20 protein-coding genes and 1 tRNA gene are annotated in these 20,811 nt (G+C 59.6%); 12 read left to right on the forward strand and 9 right to left on the reverse strand.

Annotated features, from left to right (window positions below):
• Window positions 1-6 precede the first annotated feature (6 nt).
• From HEP89_RS05405 to HEP89_RS05420, 4 genes are all read right to left on the reverse strand, one after another.
• The gene (locus HEP89_RS05405) at window positions 7-795 is read right to left on the reverse strand and encodes a glycosyltransferase family 2 protein (RefSeq protein WP_168691496.1); all 789 of its coding nucleotides are present in this window, start codon (window positions 793-795) and stop codon (window positions 7-9) included.
• 10 nt (window positions 796-805) lie between these two features.
• Window positions 806-1,339: a GtrA family protein gene (locus HEP89_RS05410; protein ID WP_168691497.1), complete on the reverse strand. Its 534-nt coding sequence runs from the start codon at window positions 1,337-1,339 to the stop codon at window positions 806-808.
• A 382-nt stretch (window positions 1,340-1,721) separates the two neighbouring features.
• Window positions 1,722-1,797, reverse strand: a tRNA-Ala gene (locus HEP89_RS05415).
• Between the two features lie 151 nt (window positions 1,798-1,948).
• On the reverse strand, window positions 1,949-2,347 hold the full coding sequence (locus tag HEP89_RS05420) for a TIGR02300 family protein (protein WP_062490752.1): 399 nt from the start codon (window positions 2,345-2,347) through the stop codon (window positions 1,949-1,951).
• Between the two features lie 324 nt (window positions 2,348-2,671).
• On the opposite strand from HEP89_RS05420, the gene aroA reads away from it, so the two are divergent.
• The 4 genes from aroA (at window position 2,672) to HEP89_RS05440 (ending at window position 7,100) form a co-directional block, all read left to right on the forward strand.
• Window positions 2,672-4,027 (forward strand): 3-phosphoshikimate 1-carboxyvinyltransferase, encoded by a 1,356-nt coding sequence (aroA, locus tag HEP89_RS05425; RefSeq protein WP_022998948.1) that lies wholly within the window; start codon window positions 2,672-2,674, stop codon window positions 4,025-4,027.
• Complete coding sequence (cmk, locus tag HEP89_RS05430) at window positions 4,024-4,650, forward strand: (d)CMP kinase (RefSeq protein ID WP_022998949.1); 627 nt, start codon at window positions 4,024-4,026, stop codon at window positions 4,648-4,650. The genes aroA and cmk overlap by 4 nt, the downstream gene beginning before the upstream one ends.
• A gap of 272 nt (window positions 4,651-4,922) precedes the next feature.
• The gene (gene rpsA, locus HEP89_RS05435) at window positions 4,923-6,620 is read left to right on the forward strand and encodes a 30S ribosomal protein S1 (protein WP_031268654.1); all 1,698 of its coding nucleotides are present in this window, start codon (window positions 4,923-4,925) and stop codon (window positions 6,618-6,620) included.
• A 183-nt stretch (window positions 6,621-6,803) separates the two neighbouring features.
• Window positions 6,804-7,100 carry a hypothetical protein gene (locus tag HEP89_RS05440; RefSeq protein ID WP_168691498.1) on the forward strand — a complete coding sequence of 99 codons (297 nt, stop codon included), beginning with the start codon at window positions 6,804-6,806 and terminating at the stop codon, window positions 7,098-7,100.
• A 67-nt stretch (window positions 7,101-7,167) separates the two neighbouring features.
• On the opposite strand, the gene HEP89_RS05445 is transcribed toward HEP89_RS05440, so the two are convergent.
• Window positions 7,168-9,099, reverse strand: a complete 1,932-nt coding sequence (locus tag HEP89_RS05445; protein ID WP_168691499.1) for an FAD-binding monooxygenase — start codon at window positions 9,097-9,099, stop codon at window positions 7,168-7,170.
• A gap of 267 nt (window positions 9,100-9,366) precedes the next feature.
• Between HEP89_RS05445 and HEP89_RS05450 the strand changes: the two genes are divergently transcribed.
• Entirely contained in the window at window positions 9,367-9,846 is a 480-nt protein-coding gene (locus HEP89_RS05450) for a MarR family transcriptional regulator (RefSeq protein WP_023014439.1), read from the forward strand.
• A 43-nt stretch (window positions 9,847-9,889) separates the two neighbouring features.
• Here HEP89_RS05450 and HEP89_RS05455 read toward each other — a convergent pair whose 3' ends face one another.
• Window positions 9,890-10,384 carry a nucleoside deaminase gene (locus HEP89_RS05455; RefSeq protein WP_168691500.1) on the reverse strand — a complete coding sequence of 165 codons (495 nt, stop codon included), beginning with the start codon at window positions 10,382-10,384 and terminating at the stop codon, window positions 9,890-9,892.
• Window positions 10,385-10,811: 427 nt separating this feature from the next.
• Here HEP89_RS05455 and HEP89_RS05460 point away from each other — a divergent pair, with 427 nt between their 5' ends.
• From HEP89_RS05460 to HEP89_RS05485, 6 genes are all read left to right on the forward strand, one after another.
• Window positions 10,812-11,774: an ABC transporter substrate-binding protein gene (locus HEP89_RS05460; protein ID WP_286201029.1), complete on the forward strand. Its 963-nt coding sequence runs from the start codon at window positions 10,812-10,814 to the stop codon at window positions 11,772-11,774.
• Window positions 11,775-11,781: 7 nt separating this feature from the next.
• The gene (locus HEP89_RS05465) at window positions 11,782-12,561 is read left to right on the forward strand and encodes an ABC transporter ATP-binding protein (protein WP_168691501.1); all 780 of its coding nucleotides are present in this window, start codon (window positions 11,782-11,784) and stop codon (window positions 12,559-12,561) included.
• Window positions 12,561-13,412, forward strand: coding sequence for an ABC transporter permease (locus HEP89_RS05470; RefSeq protein WP_197923144.1), 852 nt, complete (start codon window positions 12,561-12,563; stop codon window positions 13,410-13,412). Before HEP89_RS05465 ends, HEP89_RS05470 begins: the two co-directional genes overlap by 1 nt.
• Window positions 13,409-14,812 carry an amidohydrolase family protein gene (locus HEP89_RS05475; protein WP_168691502.1) on the forward strand — a complete coding sequence of 468 codons (1,404 nt, stop codon included), beginning with the start codon at window positions 13,409-13,411 and terminating at the stop codon, window positions 14,810-14,812. The genes HEP89_RS05470 and HEP89_RS05475 overlap by 4 nt, the downstream gene beginning before the upstream one ends.
• A 110-nt stretch (window positions 14,813-14,922) precedes the next feature.
• Window positions 14,923-15,921, forward strand: coding sequence for a 2-oxoglutarate and iron-dependent oxygenase domain-containing protein (locus tag HEP89_RS05480; RefSeq protein ID WP_152508662.1), 999 nt, complete (start codon window positions 14,923-14,925; stop codon window positions 15,919-15,921).
• Window positions 15,922-16,156: 235 nt separating this feature from the next.
• Window positions 16,157-16,585, forward strand: a complete 429-nt coding sequence (locus tag HEP89_RS05485; RefSeq protein ID WP_022998960.1) for a peptidylprolyl isomerase — start codon at window positions 16,157-16,159, stop codon at window positions 16,583-16,585.
• A 166-nt stretch (window positions 16,586-16,751) separates the two neighbouring features.
• On the opposite strand, the gene HEP89_RS05490 is transcribed toward HEP89_RS05485, so the two are convergent.
• Genes HEP89_RS05490 through HEP89_RS05500 form a run of 3 tightly spaced genes read right to left on the reverse strand, consistent with a single transcriptional unit; the run spans window position 16,752 to window position 19,623 of the window.
• Complete coding sequence (locus HEP89_RS05490; protein ID WP_031268661.1) at window positions 16,752-17,798, reverse strand: DctP family TRAP transporter solute-binding subunit; 1,047 nt, start codon at window positions 17,796-17,798, stop codon at window positions 16,752-16,754.
• Between the two features lie 35 nt (window positions 17,799-17,833).
• Window positions 17,834-19,117, reverse strand: a complete 1,284-nt coding sequence (locus tag HEP89_RS05495) for a TRAP transporter large permease (RefSeq protein ID WP_168691503.1) — start codon at window positions 19,115-19,117, stop codon at window positions 17,834-17,836.
• Window positions 19,114-19,623 carry a TRAP transporter small permease subunit gene (locus tag HEP89_RS05500; protein WP_022998963.1) on the reverse strand — a complete coding sequence of 170 codons (510 nt, stop codon included), beginning with the start codon at window positions 19,621-19,623 and terminating at the stop codon, window positions 19,114-19,116. Before HEP89_RS05500 ends, HEP89_RS05495 begins: the two co-directional genes overlap by 4 nt.
• A gap of 169 nt (window positions 19,624-19,792) precedes the next feature.
• Here HEP89_RS05500 and HEP89_RS05505 point away from each other — a divergent pair, with 169 nt between their 5' ends.
• Window positions 19,793-20,716, forward strand: coding sequence for a MurR/RpiR family transcriptional regulator (locus HEP89_RS05505; protein WP_062490766.1), 924 nt, complete (start codon window positions 19,793-19,795; stop codon window positions 20,714-20,716).
• The last annotated feature ends 95 nt before the right edge of the window (window positions 20,717-20,811 follow it).

A 20,811-nucleotide genomic window follows, 5' to 3' on the forward strand; every position in this document is an offset into this window, starting at 1 on the left:
CTCACCTCAGGCAATCCGTGTCGAGGGATAGGCGGCGCGCGGTGTCTGCCGGTGATCGGTCGCAAAGAAAGCGGCCGGTTTGAACAGACGGAAGCTGACAATGCGCAGAAGCTGAAAGCCCATCTTGCTCAGCTTGGCATTGGATATCTGGTCGTCTTCACGCCAGGTGAGCGGAAAGAACCCCAGCCGGAACCGGTTCCGGACAACACCCAGGATCAGGTAATAGTTGAACGTCAGGTCGTCGGCGTATTTCAGGTGAAAGCCGGACTTGAAGGCCTCTACCTTGAACAGGTTCAGTCCGGAGCCGAGGTCGAAGAGACGCTGGCCGCTGATTGCCGAAAAGATCAGGTTGAAGGTGTGGTTGGCCGCCGTGCGCAGCAAGGAATAACCCTCCAGCTTGGAGCCTTTCATGAAGCGCGCGCCCATCAGGAAATCGAGATCCTTGTGACCGCCGGCCGCGATATGCGGCACCAGATCGGCAATCGCGCCCTGATCGTCACCATGCAGCACCACAAGATAGTCGTAGCCGTTCACCATCGCGAAATTGATCGCGACCTTGTGCGAACCGCCGAGACCGTAATTGTCGTCGTTGTGCAGCAGGGCCGTTTCGGCATATCCGAGTTTCGCCAACCCCGCCTGTGCCGCCTCGCGCGTGCCATCCGTCGACCGGTTGTCGACACACAGGACACCATCAACGACAGCCCGAACCTCCGGTGCCTCCAGTTGCTTCAGCACACGCGGGATCTGCGCTTCGCAATTGTAGCAGGGAATGAAAACGAGAACCCGGCCGGTCATGAAGGCCACCTCAATCTGACTTGCGGTGTTCGAGCAGAAACCGCATGAAAAAGAAATTCGCGACAAGGGTGAAAGGCGTGACCAGCATCTTGGCCGTGACCCCGCACAAGGTCACTGGCTTCAGTCCCAAACCGGCAACGAAGGCAGTGCCGTCAACTGTGACCAGCAACGACATCAAAGCCCAGCTCAACCCGGCCGTCAGAGCCGAGGCGGCGGTTACCGCGACAAGCTGCCAGATCCAGTAGAGCGCCAGGAGCACTGTCGTCGACCTGTTGCCCGCCTTCTCGAAGATGTGCTTGCCGGCAACGAAGAAAACGAAGGTCACGCCGCAGAAGGCACCGATGAAGTTTGCCCAGAACACGGGCAGGCCACTTTGCGTGAGCGTTGCCATGGTCAGGAAATCCAGGCACCAGCCTATGCCGGAGATCAGGGCAAATCCCGAGAAGCGCTTTGCGATCGCATTGTAACGGTTCAAGGAAGACGACCCTGACTTTTGGTTTCCGTCGCGTTCCACGACAGTAGATGCGCTCCCGGCGTCCTTCATGAAACCACCGTCAGCAACCGCTGGAAAGACGGTCGATCCATATGCTGAAATTGCGCTCGGCCGGCATCGGAAAAACCTGTTCACATCCTGAAAACAAAGAAGCCGTTTCCGTCGAACTGGCTGACCGAAACGACCTTATCTCATGCCGGGAAACACTAGCGGTGAATTGTTTCAATGCCGTTAATCGGCGAATCTGACAATGGATCTGGATATGTGGAAGGTGTCCGTGCCAACGACCGCTGGGATGCGATGCAAGGGTTCGGGAACAGATTCCCGGTGGCAGCAGAACAGTCAATCGGCGATCGCTCGCGGCAATGACAAACCCCACACGGCCTACTGCCTGGTCGGCTCAAAATGCAAATTTTTCGAAGAAAGACTGGAATGGTGGAGCCAAGGGGAATCGAACCCCTGACCTCTACAATGCCATTGTAGCGCTCTCCCAACTGAGCTATGGCCCCATGTTCCATATGAGAGCCGGTTTGGGTGCCGGCGTCGATGGAGGCGGGTTATAGTCACACCTCCACACAAGATCAAGCAGAAAATATCAGGATCTTTTCTGCCGCTTGTGGAAAAGCCCGGACAGACTGAAAAGCCTGTCCGGACAATAGCTTAGCGATCCGTATCTTCGTCGATTTCGACGCGGATGCCCGGGACGGATTCTTCGTCTTCATCCTCATCGTCGATAAAGACGTCGTCGTCGTCGTCACTATTTTCGTCGTCGTCGAGATCGACGTCCGTATCTTCCAGATCCGGCACATCGTCGTCGCCGCCTTCCGCTTCCGCATCGGCCTCTTCCAAGGTCACGATTTCCGGAGCTGCGACATCGTCTTCTTCTTCATCGTCTTCCGGCGTCTCTTCAACCTTCGCAGCCTTCGCGGCACGGGAGGTCATGACCGCCTCGAACACCGTGCCGCATTTCGGGCAGGTGACCGGGTTCCGGTTGAGATCGTAGTATTTGGCGCCGCAGCTCGGGCAGAGCCGCTTTGTGCCAAGTTCAGGTTTTGCCACTGTGCTCACCCTTCTTCGTTATGCAATCGACTTGAATTCGTGGGCCGCCCCATAGCCTCAAGCCGTTCCGGTGTCAAAGGCAAATCAATCGAAAAACATTCTTCGGATTATTGTTCTGCACGTTGTGACTCAAATTTCAAGCACCTGACCGCGTTACCCACACGCCCTGCAGACCGGCACACGTTTGAATCTGCTTGTCGTTCTGCCAATGCCGGGAAATTTTGCGAAGTTCGGATTAGGGTGGTCTGAACGGATGACGCAGGCGCATCCACATGATAGGACGTGTCACCTTTTGACAACCGATCCAATTTGCGGACATTGAAAATGTCACACGATTCTGCGCCCAAGCCTCTGACTTCCAGCCTGGGCAGCCCCTTGACCGGCACGATCCGCGTGCCCGGCGACAAGTCCATCTCCCACAGATCCCTGATGTTTGGCGCGCTTGCCGTCGGCCGCACCACCGTGAAGGGACTGCTTGAATCGGAAGACGTGCTGGCCACGGCTGACGCCATGCGTGCTGTCGGCGCAACCATCACCAAGCTCGAGGACGGCAGCTATACCGTCGACGGGATCGGCCTCGGCAGCCTGCTTGAGCCGGAGCATGTCATCGACTTCGGCAATGCCGGCACCGGCGTGCGCCTGACGATGGGCATCTTCGGAAGCCACAACATCGCCGCTACATTTGTCGGCGACGCTTCCCTTTCCAAACGACCGATGGGCCGTGTGCTCAATCCGCTGCGCGACATGGGTACCAACGTGATTGCCCGCGACGGCGACCGTCTGCCGGCATCCATCCGCGGCCCGGAGCAGGCACTGCCGATCACCTATCGGGTGCCCATGCCTTCGGCGCAGGTCAAATCGGCCGTTCTGCTGGCCGGCCTCAATGCCGCCGGCGAAACCACCGTCATCGAACCGATCCCGACACGCGACCACACGGAAAAGATGCTGAAAGGTTTCGGCGCCGACATTTCCGTATCCGTGAACGAGGCCGGCGAGCGCGTGATCAAGCTGCAGGGCCAGCCTGAACTGAAGCCGCAGGACATTGATGTGCCTGGCGATCCTTCCTCGGCGGGCTTCCCCCTGGTGGCGGCATTGATCGTGCCGGGTTCGGACGTCGTCATCGAAAACGTTCTCCTGAACGAGCACCGCACCGGTCTCATCACCACCCTGATCGAAATGGGTGGCGACATCTCGATCGTCAATCGCCGCGAGACGGGCGGCGAGGAAGTGGGCGATCTGCATGTAAAGGCCAGCAAGCTGAAGGGCATCACTGTTCCGGCCGACCGGGCGCCGTCGATGATCGACGAATATCCGGTGCTGGCCATTGCTGCCGCATTTGCCGAAGGCGATACGTTCATGCCGGGGCTCGAGGAGCTGCGCGTGAAGGAATCCGACCGCCTGGCCGCTGTTGCCCGCGGGCTGGAAGCCAACGGCATCCCTTGCGTTGAAACCGAGGACACGCTGACCGTGACCGGTGGTGCCGATGCAATCGGCGGCGGCACGGTGGTGACCCATCTCGACCACCGCATCGCCATGTCCTTCCTGGTGCTGGGCATGGCTGCCCACAAGCCGGTGACGGTTGACGACGGCGCTGTGATCGCGACCAGCTTTCCGACCTTCACCGGTCTCTTCGACGGCCTTGGCGCTAAGATTTCCGCAAACACCAGCGAGGCCGCATGATCATCGCAATCGACGGACCGGCGGCTTCCGGCAAGGGGACCCTCTCCCGCCGGCTGGCAGATCATTTCGGACTGCGCCACCTGGACACCGGGCTGACCTACCGCGCGGTTGCAGCCGCGCTTCTGGCCAATGGCCTGCCGCTTGGCGACGAAGGTGTTGCCATCGAGATTGCGCATAATCTCGATCTGGCCCAGATGGACAAGTCCGTCCTGTCGGCTCACGAGATCGGCGAAGCGGCATCACGCATCGCAGTTCTCGGCGGCCTTCGCGACGAGTTGGTAAAACTGCAGCGGCGTTTCGCCCAGACACCTCCCGGCGCCGTTCTCGACGGGCGCGACATCGGCACGGTGGTGTGCCCCGATGCAACAGTGAAGCTGTTCGTGACCGCCTCTCCCGAGGCTCGCGCAAAGCGCCGAACCGACGAGATGGTCTCCAAGGGCCAGGACGCGCAATATGCCGCCGTTCTGGAGGATCTCAAGCGCCGGGACGAGCGCGATTCCAAGCGAACCGTAGCTCCGATGCGCCAGGCGGACGATGCGGTCTTGCTTGATACGACAGAAATGGATATAGAGACCGCGTTCCAGGCGGCTGTGGATATCATCTCCCGCGCCAGGGGTGCCTGATAAGGACAAGGGGTTCACCACCGGTGCGCCCCTGTTTGTGCATCCGGAACGCATGTGGCCTCAGGCCATCAGTTCTTTACGGAACGACCAGAGAATTTCGGCAGGGCGCCTTTTCCGGCGACCTGTGACGAGACCGGATTTTCCGCCTCTCGCCCCGCCGGCCCGCTTTCGATAGCGGCAGGATCAGCGGAAACCGCGATCCCGGGAGAAGGACAGATCCGGAGTGCAACACCAACCCGCCGGCGGCGCGCCTGAAGGCGCCAGGAGCATATATGTCTGATTACAATCCCTCCATGGAGGATTTCTCCGCTCTTCTCGAAGAGTCCTTCGTTCAGAACGACCTGTATGAAGGTGCCGTCGTAAAGGGCACCGTCGTCGCGATCGAAAAAGACCTGGCAGTCATCGACGTCGGTCTGAAGGTCGAAGGCCGCGTGCCGCTGAAGGAATTCGGCGCAAAAGGCCGTGACGGCGAAATGAAGGTCGGCGACGAAGTCGAGGTTTACCTGGAGCGCGTTGAAAACGCTCTTGGCGAAGCTGTTCTGTCGCGCGAAAAAGCTCGCCGCGAAGAAAGCTGGGTCCGCCTGGAAGTTGCTTTCGAAGCAAACGAAAAGGTCAACGGCCAGATCTTCAACCAGGTCAAGGGTGGTTTCACCGTCGATCTGGATGGCGCAGTTGCCTTCCTGCCGCGTTCGCAGGTCGATATCCGTCCGGTTCGCGACGTGACCCCGCTGATGCACACCCCGCAGCCGTTCCAGATCCTGAAGATGGACAAGCGCCGCGGCAACATCGTCGTGTCTCGCCGTGTCGTTCTGGAAGAAACCCGCGCAGAACAGCGTTCGGAACTGGTCCAGAGCCTGGAAGAGGGTCATACCGTGGAAGGTGTGGTCAAGAACATCACCGATTACGGTGCGTTCGTCGACCTCGGCGGTATCGATGGCCTGCTGCACGTCACCGACATCGCGTGGCGCCGCATCAACCATCCGTCGGAAGTTCTCACCATCGGCCAGACCGTCAAGGTGCAGATCATCCGCGTCAACCAGGACACGCATCGCATCAGCCTCGGCATGAAGCAGCTTGAAACCGATCCGTGGGATGGCATCGAAGCCAAGTACCCGATCGAAGCCAAGTTCACTGGCCGCGTGACCAACATCACCGACTACGGCGCATTCGTGGAACTGGAGCCGGGCATCGAAGGCCTGATCCACGTTTCCGAAATGTCCTGGACCAAGAAGAACGTCCATCCGGGCAAGATCGTTTCCACTTCTCAGGAAGTCGAAGTGATGATCCTGGAAGTCGACCCGGTCAAGCGCCGCATCTCCCTGGGCCTCAAGCAGACCCTGCAGAACCCGTGGGATGCATTTGCCGAGCAGTTCCCGATCGGCACCGAAGTCGAAGGCGAAGTCAAGAACAAGACCGAATTCGGCCTGTTCATCGGCCTCGACGGCGACGTGGACGGCATGGTTCACCTCTCCGACCTCGACTGGAACCGCCCGGGCGAGCAGGTTATCGAAGAGTTCAAGAAGGGCGACATGGTCAAGGCCGTCGTTCTGGATGTTGACGTCGACAAGGAGCGTATCTCCCTCGGCATCAAGCAGCTTTCCGGCGATCCGATGGAATCGGGTGCAGCTGGCGAACTGCGCAAGAATTCCGTCGTGACCTGTGAAGTCATCGAAATCAAAGACGGCGGCCTGGACGTCAAGATCGCAGACAGCGACCTGACTGCCTTCATCCGTCGCGCCGACCTGTCCCGCGATCGCGAGGAACAGCGTCCGGAGCGTTACTCCGTTGGCGACAAGTTCGATGCCCGCATCACCCAGTTCGACAAGAAGACCCGTCGGGTCACCGTGTCGATCAAGGCTCTCGAGATCGCAGAAGAGAAGGAAGCTGTCGCTCAGTACGGCTCTTCCGACAGCGGTGCGTCCCTCGGTGACATCCTCGGTGCAGCTCTGAAGCAGCAGTCCGAAGACTAAGATTTTCGTCTCTCTCACGAGAGTTGAAAGCGAAAAGCCCGGCAGCAATGCCGGGCTTTTTGTTTCTGCGTTGCGAGGGGGTTAGTGTAGGCAACGCGCCCTCCAACTTACGCCCCAAATGGGGAATGCGGCCAGCTCCACCGTGCATTAGCTTCCGGTCATGCCATCACCTGGAGGAAGAGCATGTTCGACTGGTATGATCTGCGTAATTTCCTGGAAGACAATCTGATCGTCAGCATATTCGTCGGCATTGCCTTCGCAATTGCCATTGTCTGGGTGGTGGTCGTGTTCGTCCAGGCCCGCGGCGGCGGGTTCAAGGCTGTTTCAGCCAGCCTCTTTGCGACAATCGTTTCCCTGTTCTATCTCGTGATGGCCTTCGCACTGGGCTCGTTTGCCGAGCCTCTGGTCATCATGCCCTATTTCGCCGTTCTCGCCGCGCTCAAGTCCATGGCCGTCGCCTGGCGTATCGGCGCACGTTGATACCAGGTTCCACACGGATGACGTCAAACCGGCCTGGCGCGTTGCGCCTATGCTGGGAAACGCAGACTTAGCGCCGCTCTTTCAGAATGCCCTGGAAATAGCCCGACAATGCTTCATGGGCATCCAGCGGCAATACCTCGGCGACGTATTGATCCGGCCGGACGATGACCAAACAGCCTTTATCCCGGTCAATGCCACGCATTTCGAAAATGTCGTTGCCGCTTTTGAGATCCGGGCAGAACATCTTTTCATAGTCCCTCAACCCGTAGCGGCCTTTTGCCGGCAGCAGCAGTGACGGCATGCGCTCAAGGGTCAGATCGCGATGGTTTTGCTGGAAGACTGCGCGAAGATCGATAACCGAATCTATATCCTCACCTGCCGCCGTATGACGCAAAACCGGTGAGCTCTGATCGTCTTGCAGAAAGTTGCAAAGACGACGGATAGCCGACGTTTCCGCCGCCGGGTCGCCTTTATCGGCAAAGGCGAAGATCCGCCAGCGACCGTCCGCCTTTACGACATGGCCCAGCTGTACCGGCTTGGCGTCGGCAAGACGAACGACAGGGGCGGAATGAAACCGCATGCCGATCTGGAAACCTTCCGCCAATTGCTGATGCGCGCCGTCCCCCGTCAACAGGGACGGGAGATAGCGCGAGGCCGTGCCGGCGGTATAACGGCCATGCTGCAAAAAGTATTTCTGAACTTCAGCCGGTTCGACGCCATCGGGATTGCTTTCCGATCTCACCGGCGCGCTGACAAGCTTTGCCCATTCCCGGTCGAAATCGATCAGGTTCTGCGCAATCGCCTGGCGTTCGGCCGAATAGCTGGCAAGCAGCTCCGGTTCGCTCAGTCCCTTCAGTACGTGGGCGAGTTTCCAGCCAAGATTGAACGTGTCCTGCATGGAGACGTTCATGCCCTGCCCTGCCTTCGGACTGTGCGTGTGGCAGGCATCGCCCGCAATAAAAACGTGAGGCAAGCGGCCCGGAGCACCTTCTGCCGGAACATCATCGAACTTGTCGCAAAGCCGCTGACCGATTTCGTAGACCGACCACCAGGCGACTTCCTTCACGTCGAGAGAGTAGGGATGAAGGATGCGTCCGGCTGCGGCGATCAGATGATCGACCGTAATGTTCCGGTTCGCGACCCGCTCGTCCGGCCGCAGCTTGTCGAGTTCGACATAGATGCGGACCAGATATCCGCCTTCACGCGGAATGATCAGGATGCTGCCTTCGCTGGCCGACTGCACCAACGCCTTGAAGCGGATATCCGGGAAGTCCGTCACGGCAAGAACGTCCATCACGCCCCAGGCCTGATTGGCACTATCGCCCTTCAACTCGCGGCCCAGCGCCCTGCGCACGGAACTGCGGGCGCCGTCGCAACCGACCACGTATCTTGCGCGTACCGTTTCCGTTTCACTTTCGTGTCCGGGGTCCATGCGTTCCAGCTGAACCGTAACCGGCCACTCCTGCCCTGCTTCAACCGCCATATCCAGATCGACCAGCCGGCGGAAGTAGTTGGGCTCCAACCTGTTTGGCGAATTGCGCATGATCTCGAGATAAAAGTCGTGAACGCGCGCCTGGTTCAAAATGACATGCGGAAACTCGGACAAACCGTCCTCGACATCCTGAACCCTGCCGCTGCGGGCGATCGTGTCCGGAGACGCCGGGTCCGGTTTCCAGAAAGTGGTCTCGTTGACCCAGTAAGCTTCCTTTTCCAGTCGCTCGGCAAAGCCGAACGCCTCGAACATTTCCATTGTCCGGCAGGCGACACCATCCGCCTGGCCAAGCTGCAGGGGGCCGGCTTTCTGCTCCACGATACGGGTTCGGATGTCCGGGAAAGCCGCAAGTTGAGCGGCAAGCGTCAGGCCCGCGGGACCGCAACCGACAATGAGGACATCGACTTCTTCCGGCAGGCTGTCTGTGTTCGCCAGGGCAGTGGCGTCGGAAATAGGTTCATGAATGACCGGATCACCGGTCTTGAAGCCGTCGAGATGAAATTGCATGAAACCGTCTCCTCCGCCACATTCCGGCAGTTTGGCAACCGGCCTTCCGTCTGGGAAAGGCCGGTGCCAGCATGATGGGGCCACGCGAAAGCTGCCGGTGTTCAAGCCCGGACTTCCTTGCCGCATTGCGGGTCTTTCACGTTTGACAATTCCGCCGCGATGTCCAAACAAACATCGACAACGGATTAATTAGAGAGCATACTGATTATCAGCATGCTGTCAAATATAATCAGCATACTTCCTTTTTTGAGCTCCCTGGAGGCGGCGATGCGAAACCTTGAACAGATGCCCGGACACCTGATCCGCCGTTTGCAGCAGATCGCAGTGGCAGTGTTTCATACGGAAGTGGATGCCGTCGGATTCGACATGACGCCGGTGCAATTCGCAGCGCTGGTCCGGGTGGCGGAAAACCCGGGCATCGACCAGATAACGCTGGCAGGCCTGATTGCCTATGACCGGACCACGATAGCCGGCGTTGTCGACCGGCTGGTGCAGAAGGGCTTCCTGTCACGCGCCGTGAGCGAAAAGGACAGGCGCGCGAAGGTGCTTCACATGACGGACGCCGGAACCGATGCGCTGTCGCGGCTTGGCCCTGCGGTGGAAAAGGCGCAACAGGTGATGCTCAGCGGGCTCGACCGCCAAGAGGCTGACGATTTCATGCGTCTCTTGCAAAAGGCAACAGAGGCGGTCAACGACCTCAGCCGCGCGCCACTGCGTTCCGGTTCAAAGGCTGCGGAAAAAGACTGACTGGCCTGCGAAGGTTCAGCATCAAGACCGCAACAAGCGGTGACTATTTCCCTACCCAGAAATCCGCCTGCAGGCCGGCCGCTTCCTCTTCCAGAAGCGGACCGACAACCTCCACCTTGCGTTGCCCCGCCGCAAACACCGTCCTGCAGGGCAGATCGAGTGTCGGATTTTCCTCGTGATCGCCCGTCTGTTCCTTCAGGGACTTTTCGGTCTGGCCAAAGACGACCCGACCAATGCCCGCCCAGTAGACAGCGCCGGAGCACATGGCGCACGGCTCTGCCGACGTGTACATGGTGCAGCTTTCCAGAAAATCCGGGCGCCAGCGCTTGCTTGCCCGTGTCGCCAGCAGCCTTTCAGCGTGTGCGGTCATGTCCTGCCCTTCAGCGGAATAACCGTTACCCTGCTCCATCAGAACCTCTCCGTCCGGGCCTGCCAGCAGGCAGCCAAATGGATGATCGCCCGTTTCCCGCGCCTGCCGCGCGATTTCGAATGCCCGGCGCAACAGCGCGATATCTTTGTCGTCATGAGTATCGGTCACGCAAGGCTCCTTTGATTTCTTCCCCCTGAAGGGAGCATGAACACGCTCACCCCGCAAGACTTTGCAAACAGTCAGTCACGTTGAACAGAAACAGATCAAAAGACTGGCGATTTAAAAGGCAACTGCTGAAATATTGGCCTCTTGATCACTATTCTCGCGGTTTCATCTTGAGGCTTTCTTGACAAAAATCGCGCACCGGTTTCCCGTAGAGGTCGAGTAGAAGCGGTGGAGCCCAACGGTTCCGACATTGCTCATCTTTCAGTTGATCGACGATGCCCGGCACGAACGCGCCCGCATCCAAGACCAGGAGATGAGAATGCCGGCCGAAGACAACAAAACGCTCCCGCCACTCGAAAACCTTCCAGAGAAAGTACAGCGAAAGGGTGTGCCGATGCGCATGTTTGACGGTAAGTCGTTGGTTGTTGCCATGGCGGCAATGGTTGGGTCGTTTCCGGCGGCTGCGGCCGATCTCGTGACCTATCAGCTCGACTGGTTGCCCGGCGGTGACAAGGCGCCGATCTATGTCTGCATTCAGGAAGGCTTCTGCGAAGAAGCCGGTCTCGAAATCAAGATCGAACCGGGGCGCGGGTCTTCCGAGGCCATCACCAAGATCGCCACGGGGGCATCGGACATCGGTTCCGCGGGCATGGGCGCCCTGATGGCAGCCAAGGCGACCGAAGGCGTGCCGGTGACCGCGGTCATGACCATCTTCAACATGGGACCGCACGCCTTCTACACCACCAAGGACAGCGGCATCGCCTCGATCAAGGATGTCAAAGGCAAGAAGATCGCGACCTCGCCTTTCACCTCTTCCAACGTGTTCCTGCCGCTGGTTCTGGCCGACAACGGACTGTCGGAAGAAGATATCACCCTGACCAAATCCGACCCCGGCGCGTTGGGCCCGCTGCTGATGACCGGCCAGTCGGACGCGATCATCGCCTGGCTGACCGACGTCTCGCGCTATTCCGGCCAGGCGGCGGAGGCCGGCAAGGAACTGGTCGTGCTGCCCTGGGCTGACGCAGGTCTTGAGCTTTATTCCGCATCGCTAGTTGCGGGTGACACGTTCCTTGAGGAGCGCCCGGACGTCGCCAAGCGCTTCGTTGCGGCCTTCAAGAAGTCCCTCGAATTTGCCTATGAAAACCCGGACAAGGCAGCCGCGGCAGTTTCTGCACAGGTGCCGGAGCTTTCGGCGGAAGACGTCAAGGGATCCTGGCTGGATGCGTCCAAGCTTGCCTTCAACGATGTCACTGAAAAATTCCCGCTCGGCACAATCGATGCCGACAGGTTGGCGGCGACATGGACCCGCGTTGCAGCGGCGCAGGATCTGGACCCTGCATCTCTGAAACCTGAAGACGCTGTCAACCGCGCGTTCCTGCCGACAGCGGAGTAACCCTCAAGTGGCACTCACCAACAATGCGATCAGCTTTTCCTCGGTCGGTCAGACATTTCTGACCGGCTCGGGATCCGTCACCGCCCTGGACGGGGTCACCGTGACCATTGCTCAGCATGAGTTTGTAGCAGTGCTCGGTCCATCCGGATGCGGAAAATCAACCTTGCTGAGGCTGACCGCCGGACTGATGAAACCTTCAAAGGGAACGGTGAGTGTCTTCGGCAAAGAGGTGACGATGCCGAGGGACGATGTCGGCATCGTCTTCCAGAAGCCGACATTGCTGCCCTGGGCGAACGTAGAGGACAACGTCGTCTTTCCGGTTCGCCACAAATACGGACGGGTGACGACGGAGGACCGCGAACAGGCCCGCACCATCATCGAGACCGTCGGCCTGAAAGGATTTGAAAAGCGGCTGCCGTCGGAGCTTTCCGGCGGCATGCAGCAACGGGTCGGCATTGCCCGGGCTCTGTTTCTCAATCCGGACATTCTTCTGATGGACGAACCGTTTTCAGCGCTTGATGCACTGACCCGCGATGCCATGGGCTTTGAACTTCTTCGGTTGTGGCAGGCAAGTCCGAAGACAGTCCTTTTCATCACCCACTCGATTCCGGAAGCCGCGCTGCTGGCCGACAGGATCCTTGTGCTCAGCGAGCGCCCCGGCCGCATCATCGCGGACCTGCAGGTGCCGACTGCCCGTCCGAGAGACGAAAGCGCGCTGAGAACGCCGGAGTTGCAGGATTTCTCGGCCGAACTCCGCTCGCTGCTGATCAGAAAGGAGGCCGCCTGATGACTGTCAGCGAAACACAGGACTCCGCCGTGGCGAAGACCACCCCAAAGCCCGAGCGTCTGGAGCGGCCTTTGCCGGTTTCCGAAAAGCTGCTCCGGATGCCTGTCGTACTTCCCCTGATCACCTTTGTCCTGATCCTGATTGTCTGGGAGGCCGGGACACAGCTGTTTTCCGTTCCCTCTTTCGTGCTGCCCGCCCCTTCCCGCATTCTGGGCGGATTTGAGAGCGTTACAGCCGGACGCTGGATGGAGCATATCTGGGCAACGCTTCGGGTCGCCCTCATCGGCTATGCCGTTTCGTTTGTCATCTCGCTTCCGATTGCCGTCGGTCTGGCAAAGTCGCGTCTGCTCTCCGGTGCGTTCTACCCGTTGCTGGTGGTCATCCAGTCTGTCCCCGTCGTCGCCGTTGCCCCGATCATCATCGTGGTGCTGGGCACCGGTGATGCTCCACGCGTCGTCATCACCTTCATGATCTCGTTCTTTCCGCTGGTCGTTTCCATGACGACAGGTCTGGCCGCCACGCCGCCTGAACTGATCGAATTGTCCAGGTCGCTGCGCGCGCCGTCCTTCCGAGAGATCACGCAGATCCGCCTGCCCTATGCGACGCCTTACATCTTCTCGGGCATGAAGATTTCGATCACGCTTTCGGTCATCGGCGCTGTCGTGTCCGAATTCGTCGCCGCCGAAAAAGGCATCGGCTACTTCATCCAGTTCTCCACGTCGATGTTCAAACTGCCCCAGGCCTGGGCCGGGCTTGTCATCCTCGTCGTGATGTCTCTTGTCCTGTTCCAGTTGGTCAGCCTCGCACAGCGGATCTTCTTTCCCTGGTCGCTGCCGAAGGGACAGAAATGACAAGCTTCCTGATCAACAACATTGACTACGGCCTCACCGGCAACCGGGAAGGAGACCGCCTCAGCGGTGCAATCCGCGTTCACGACGGCAGGATTGCGGAAATCGGCCACCTGCAACCCCGGCAAGGCGAACGGATTGTCGATGCGAGCGGATGCGTGGTCACACCGGGACTGGTGAATACCCATCACCATCTATTCCAGTCTGTCCTGAAGGCCGTGCCGGAAGGCATGAATGCGCCACTTGACGACTGGCTCATGAACGTTCCCTACAGCTACTGGCCGCTGATCGACGAGGAAACCCTTCGCGTATCGGCCAGGATCGGACTGGCAGAACTGCTTCTCACCGGAACGACAACGGTCTGCGATCATCACTACGTCTATTCCGACCATTATGACTACGATCCGGCGGACGTGCTTTTTGAAGAGGCGGAAGCGCTTGGCATCCGTTTCGTCCTGGCCCGGGGTGGTGGAACGAAAGGCCGGTCTTTTCCCGATCCGAGCCTGCCGCCGTCACCAAGCGAGCCACTGGACAAATTTCTGGCAAGCATCGAGCGGACTGCAAACCGCTGGCATGACCCCTCCCCAGGTTCCAGCATGCGGGTAGCCGTCGCACCGACCACGCCGACGTTCAACGTCGATGCGGGAGAGCTTGCCGACATCGCCCGCTTTGCCCGCGGCAAGGGCCTGCGCCTTCATTCGCATCTTTCGGAAAACCGGACCTACGTGGACTTCACCCTGGCGAAATACGGCAAGCGACCGGTTGATTGGCTTGCCGAGCAGCAGTGGCTCGGGCCGGATGTCTGGTTTGCCCATCTGGTGGAATGCGACCGGGACGAGGTGCGCATGCTCGCGGAAACCGGAACCGGAATGGCGCACTGTCCGCAAGCAAATGCAAGGCTTGGCTCAGGCATTGCTCCAGCTGACGCCCTGCATGACCTCGGCGGCCGAGTTTCGCTGGCGGTAGATGGCGCAGGGGCGAACGAGGCCGCCGACATGGGCGCTGCCCTCTACAGTGCCTTCGCGCTGCACCGAGCGACAAAGGGCGTGCAGGCATTGCAAGCCGAAAGCCTCCTCAACTGGGCAACCGAAGGCGGTGCCAATGTGCTCGGCTTTGAGGAGATCGGCGTGCTGCGTCCCGGCATGATCGCCGACATTGCCGTTTTCGACATTTCGGCCCCTCGCAACATGGGTCTTCACGATCCGGCTCTTGCTCCCGTGCTGACGGGTGCCGCAAGCCTGCGCCACAGCTTTGTCGGCGGGTGGCAGATCGTCCGGGACGGTTCCATCCCCGGACTGGACCTGGCCGGGCTCGGCTCGGACGCAAGGCGTATTACCCGGCAACTGATCGAACGCAGAAAGGAAATGACGGCGCCTCACCGGGCCCGCGCCGCCCAGGCCTGATGGCAAATCGCCTGCGTCGGGCAGGCACATTCTTATGTGGAGTAGAAGCTGTCAGTGCCCATGAGCACGGGTCATTGCTCCCGGACCTCTTTCTCAAGGAGAACGGAAATATGAGCACCTCTGCATCTTATGGTCTCGTTGAACTGGAAAAGGAAAAAGGCTTCGGCGGCGTCGGTGAGACGGTCGACCGGTCAATTCCCCAGGTCGACATGTCGGATTTCTTTTCGCGCAAGGCAGAGATCACCGAGGATCTGTGGGCTGCCGCGACGGACATCGGCTTTTTCCAGCTGAGCAACCACGGCATCCCGCAGGAACTGATCGACGAGGCTTTTCGACTGTCGGCCGGCTTCTTCGACCTGCCGGCAGAGACGAAAGAACAATATCCGCTTCGGCCCGGAACCAATGCAGGCTGGGAGTTCAAGGCGCAGGTCCGCCCTTCAACCGGTACAGCCGACCAGAAGGAAAGCTACCAGATCACCCTGCCGCGCATGACAGGTCTCTGGCCGACCGGCGAAGAACTGTCCGGCTTCAAGGCGACCATGCTGGCATTCGAGCGGCACAACTGGGCACTGGCGATGAAGGTTCTGTCCTGCTTCGCCGACAAGCTGAAGTTTCCTCCGGACTTCTTCACCGAAGGGCACGATCCGCTGACACCGGAATACCAGTCGACCCTCCGGCTGATCCATTATCTGGGCATGGAAGATGCCAAGCCAGAGGACTTCAAGTTCTGGCGGGCCGGCGCTCACACCGACTTCGACTGCCTGACACTGCTGCACCAGAAGGCAGGCCAGGGCGGGCTGCAGCTTTGCCCGGGCAAGGACAGCCAGGGCCGGGCGATTGCCTGGACCGACGTGCCCCCGCTGGAAGGCGTTATCACCTGCAACATCGGCGACATGCTGATGCGCTGGTCGGACGACAAGCTTCTGTCAAACCTTCACCGGGTGCGGATGCCGAAGCCGGAGGAATATCTCGGTCCTCGCTACTCCATGGCCTATTTCGCCCAGGCCAACATGGATACGGTGCTTGCAGGGCCGGAAGGCAAGTATGAGCCGATGACGGCGCATGACTATATCCAGATGCGGCTAGGTGCGAATTTCGGCAAGAAATAGCGGCGCAATCGCCATCCGACAAAGTAGAACCACGGCGCCGGGACCATCGTTTGAAACGATCGGCGCCGTGGCTGCACCATTTCAGCCATGATTTGTCCGCGAAACTATCCAGAAGCTGACGATCCGGCAGACTTTACTTTTGCTGCCCGTCCTTTAGGCTTGGTTTCACGACGAGCACCCGCCAACGAAACGCGGCCTCAAAACTCACCCAACAGACAGAATTGCGAAACGCTCCATGACCGAAGCCAAAAGCGGCGACACGGTTCGTCTTCATTATAAGGGCACGCTGGACGACGGCTCCGTCTTCGACAGCTCCGAAGGACGCGACCCGCTGGAATTCACCGTTGGATCCGGCCAGATCATTCCGGGTCTCGACCAGGCCATTCCCGGCATGAAGGTTGGCGACGAGAAGACGGTCCGCATCGAGCCCGACAGCGCCTACGGTCCCCACAATCCGGCCGCACGCCAAGCTGTTCCGCGGACCAACATTCCGGCCAACATCCCGCTGGAAGTCGGCATGCAGCTGCAGGCGCAGACAGAGAACGGCCAGATGATGACCGTGACCGTGATCGAGATTTCCGAAAACGAAGTCATTCTGGACGCCAACCACCCGTTGGCCGGCAAGGTGCTGACGTTCGAGATCCAGCTGACAGGGATCAACTGAGGCCCACCGGTTCCGGTTTAGCTGGCGGTGGCAAAGTCAGAAGCCGATTTCGGCTCCCTGATGAGGTCTGCACGCTGAAAAGACAAAAGCCCCGCGGTTCGCCGCGGGGCTTCTTTTTTCACGCACCGGCGCTGCAAGCCGGCGCGCGAAAATGTCAGACCATGCTTCAGTCCATATAGACGCTGTCGTTGGCTTTCTGGACCTCGGTCTTGAACAGGCCAAGCAGTTCGTTGGCTTTCGGGTCGAGGTTTTCAGCCACGTGCGTTTCGAAAGCCGGCTGGGCCGCTGCAGCCATGGACGCGCGCTGGTCGGCGGTAAGAGCGGTCACTTCCATCTTGTCCATCAGGCCCGCCAGTCCCCTGTCGGAGGCTTCGATGATGCGCGACAGGCCACGGCTGGCGGTTACGCAGCTTTCCGCGGCATAGCGCAGGGTCTTCTGCTGCTCTTCGCTCAATCCTTCGAAGAAGTCCCGGTTGACCATGAACGTGTAGGGCGAGAACAGGTGGTTGGTCAGCGTCATGTACTTCTGAACTTCAGAGAAGTTCGCGAAGGAAATGATCGGCACCGGGTTCATCTGACCGTCGATGACGCCGGTCTGCAGGCCGGAATAGACCTCGCCCCAGGATAGCGGATAGGCCTGCGCGCCAAGCGCCTGAATGATGGTCTGATGAGACGGCAGCGTCATGGTGCGGATGCGGATGCCGTCAAAATCGTCGAGCGACGCGATCGGGTGCTTGGAATTGGTAACAGCGAAGAACCCGCCCGTGTCCGGGAAACCGAGCACCACAACATCTCCAAGGGCTTCTTCGATATCGGCAGCCAGAGCCTTGCCGAAATCACCGTCGAAAACCGCGTAGGTGGCGGCGTTGTCGGCGAAGGCGAACGGCAGGTTCAAAACGTCGATGCGTGGGTAGTAGCTGGCCAGCGCGCCGGTGGACGTCAGTGTTGCCTGGATGATGCCGTCGCGCACATGCTGCACATGCTCGGCAGCCGAACCGAGCTGGTTGGAACCGAAGACCTCCACTTCGACGGCACCGTTGGTGTCTGCGTTGACGATGTTGGAGAACACCGCGGTGCAGGCATGAGCCGGATTTTCAAATGGATCGGTCTTGTTGTCGTGTCCGAACTTCAACACCTTTCCATCTGCCAGCGCGCTGCCGGCCATAAGCGCAGCGGTCAGCCCGACCGCCAGTCCCTTTGCGAACTTCTTCATGATTTTCTCCATTCCTCTGTCAGGTTGTTTTTTTGTTATTGGGCAAACCCGAGAGCACGCGGCAGCATCATCGCCGCGCTTTCCCAGAAGGCGAACAGGAACAGCACAGCCACCTCTGCGACCAGGAACGGCCCCAGCTTGATGGCAATCCGTTCCAGTTTCTCACCGGTGACCGATGAGAGAACGAACAGGCACGCGCCGACAGGCGGCGTCATCAGCGAGATGTTGAGTGCCAGAACGAAGATGATCCCCGCATGGATCGGCTCCAGACCCACCTGAGCGGTGAGCGGAACAAGAACCGGTGCCAGGATGATCAGGATGGCGGTGATATCCATGACCATGCCGACGATCAGCAGAAGTCCGATGATGATGGCGATGACCGCATAGCGGTTGTCGGCCAGACCCAGGATGGTCTCGGCCAGCATCTGGGGGATTTTTTCAAAGCTCATCCACCAGCCGAGGATGCCGGCAAAGGCGATGATGACGAAGATCACGCCGGTGATGCGCGCTGTGCGCACGAGCATCTGGTAAAATGCGGGCAAGGTCAGCGTGCGGTAGACGAATGCACCGATGAAGAGTGCATAGGCGACTGCAATGGAAGCAGCTTCCGTCGGCGTGACGACGCCGCCGAGAATACCTCCCAGGATGATCACCGGCATCAGCAGTGCGGTAATTGAGGAAACGAAGACCTGCCAGATTTCCTTCAGGTTGGCCCGGCGCTCCGCCTTGGGCAGGCTGTTGCGGGCCGCACCAAGGGTAATGACGGCCATGCAGACACCGCAGATGACGAGACCCGGCAGAATACCTGCGGCGAACAACCCACCAATGGAAACGCCCATGAGCGAGCCGTAGACAACCATCAGACCGGACGGCGGGATGGTCGGTCCGATGATCGAACCGGCCGCCGTTACGGCGCACGCGTAATCGCGCTTGTAGCCTTCCTTGACCATGGCGGGCACCAATGTGCGCCCGAAGGCCGCCGCATCCGCCGTTGCCGAACCCGTTAGCCCCGCAAAGAAAACGGAGGCGAGCATATTTGTATGGGCCAGCCCACCCCGGAAATGGCCGACCAGCACCTGGGCCAGCTTCACCAACCGGTCGGTAATACCCGTCTGGTTCATGATTTCGCCGGCCAGAATGAAGAACGGCATCGCCAGAAAGGGGAAGATGTTCAACCCGTTGAAGATACGGCTCGGCCCGATGGCCAGGAACTGGTCACCGCCCATATGAATGAGGCCGATGACGCCGGCCGCGCCAATGGCAAAGCCGATAGGCATGCCGAGCAGGACAAATCCGATGAAGACAGCGGCAACGATCATGCTGCGGCCTCCGCAAACGGAGGATTGTCGAGATGGGTGCCGTTGTCCCGGATCATCGCCAGAACGGTCTGGATCGAGGCAAGGGCTGCGGCAGCCGGGATTGCCGCATAGAACGGCTGCAGACTGATACCGAAGATCATGGCCTGCCGCTTGGCGCCGCTTTGCGCGAAACCGAGCCCGTACCACAGCACGTAGAGAAACAGCGCCAGGACGCAGAGATCAATCGCCATCAGCACAATGCGGCGCAACGACACCGGCACGCGCATGATGGCGGCCGTCAGTCCGATATGGTCCCGTCTGGCGATGCCGGACGAGACGGCCAGCATGGCTGCCCAGATCATCAGGTAGCGCGCAAGGATCTCCGGCCAGGGCAACTGCCAATGAAAGAAGTAGCGATCAACCACGCCGAGCCAGACATCAAGCACAAGCAGTGCCATCAGCAAGGCTATTACAGCCTCGACGCCCGTATTCAGCCTGGCACTGGTTCTGGCAGCCCACTCGCGCATAATCCCTCCACCGAAATGTACCTTAATTACATTTTCAGAGCAGAAATTGCGTTTCGTCAAGCGTATTTTGTTTTTAAATTACATTTCTCGCGAAAATGAGGCTATGATCAGGCGCTGATTGACGATTTTGTGTAATCAAATTACAAATCCCGCAACCAGGGAGACATGTGTGCAGGCAAAGATCCGAACCCCGACCGGCGACAATACAAACGGCCATGCCGCTATCGATCTCATTTCCGCACTCCGCGATCACGCCGGCCAGTTTCCGGCGCGGGAACAAAAGGTTGCGGACTACGTGCAAAAGCATCTGTCCGCGATTTCGGACATGACGATCGCCGAACTGGCAAAAGCCTGCGGCGTCAGCACACCGACCGTCGTTCGCTTTTGCAGGACACTCGGCTGTGACGGTTTCCGGGAATTCAAGCTGCGTCTGGCGCAAAACCTGGCCGTCAGCCTGCAGTATATTTCCGCGCCATCGACCACCGAGCAAGTTGCCAGCGAAACGGCGATCGACCGCGTTCTGGGCGCGCTTTATGCGACCGCCAATGTCATGCGGCAGCAGGTCGATCCGGCCGTTATCGAGCGGGCCGTCGAAAAGATCGCCAAATGCCGGCAGCTTCTCACCGCCGGGATCGGCGGTGGGTCGACGATGGTGGCCGGTGAAGCGGCGAGCCGCTTTTTCCGCCTTGGCATCCCGTCTGTCGCCCTGCACGACAGCTACCTTCTGCAGATGCGCGCGGCGACGCTCGGGCCCGACGACGTTCTGCTGTGTGTCTCCGCCAGTGGCGAAGCGGATGAACTGGTCAGCGCGGCCGAGATTGCCGGCGGATATGGGGCCACCACGATCGCGATCGCACCGAAAGGCTCCCGCCTTGCAATGATTTCCAAGATCCCCATCCTGGTCGATCTTCCCGAGGACCCGGACATCTTCAAGCCCACCGCCTCGCGATATGCGCACCTGGTGATTGTCGACGCCATCGCCATGACTGTCGCGCAGGTCCGGGCCGCCACTACAAGCGAAAACCTGCGCCGGATCCGCTCTTCCCTGACCGCCTTCCATGGCCGTACCGGACCTCAACCTCTGGGCGATTAAGCCTCATGAACACACGAAACTGCGACGGCTTGCCAGAAACCGCCGCAATCTGATGTGAAACTGAGAGAAGCCGATTGCATTTCTTACAACGGTCA

This window comes from Labrenzia sp. 5N, from assembly GCF_012395805.1.
GTDB lineage: Bacteria > Pseudomonadota > Alphaproteobacteria > Rhizobiales > Stappiaceae > Roseibium > Roseibium algicola.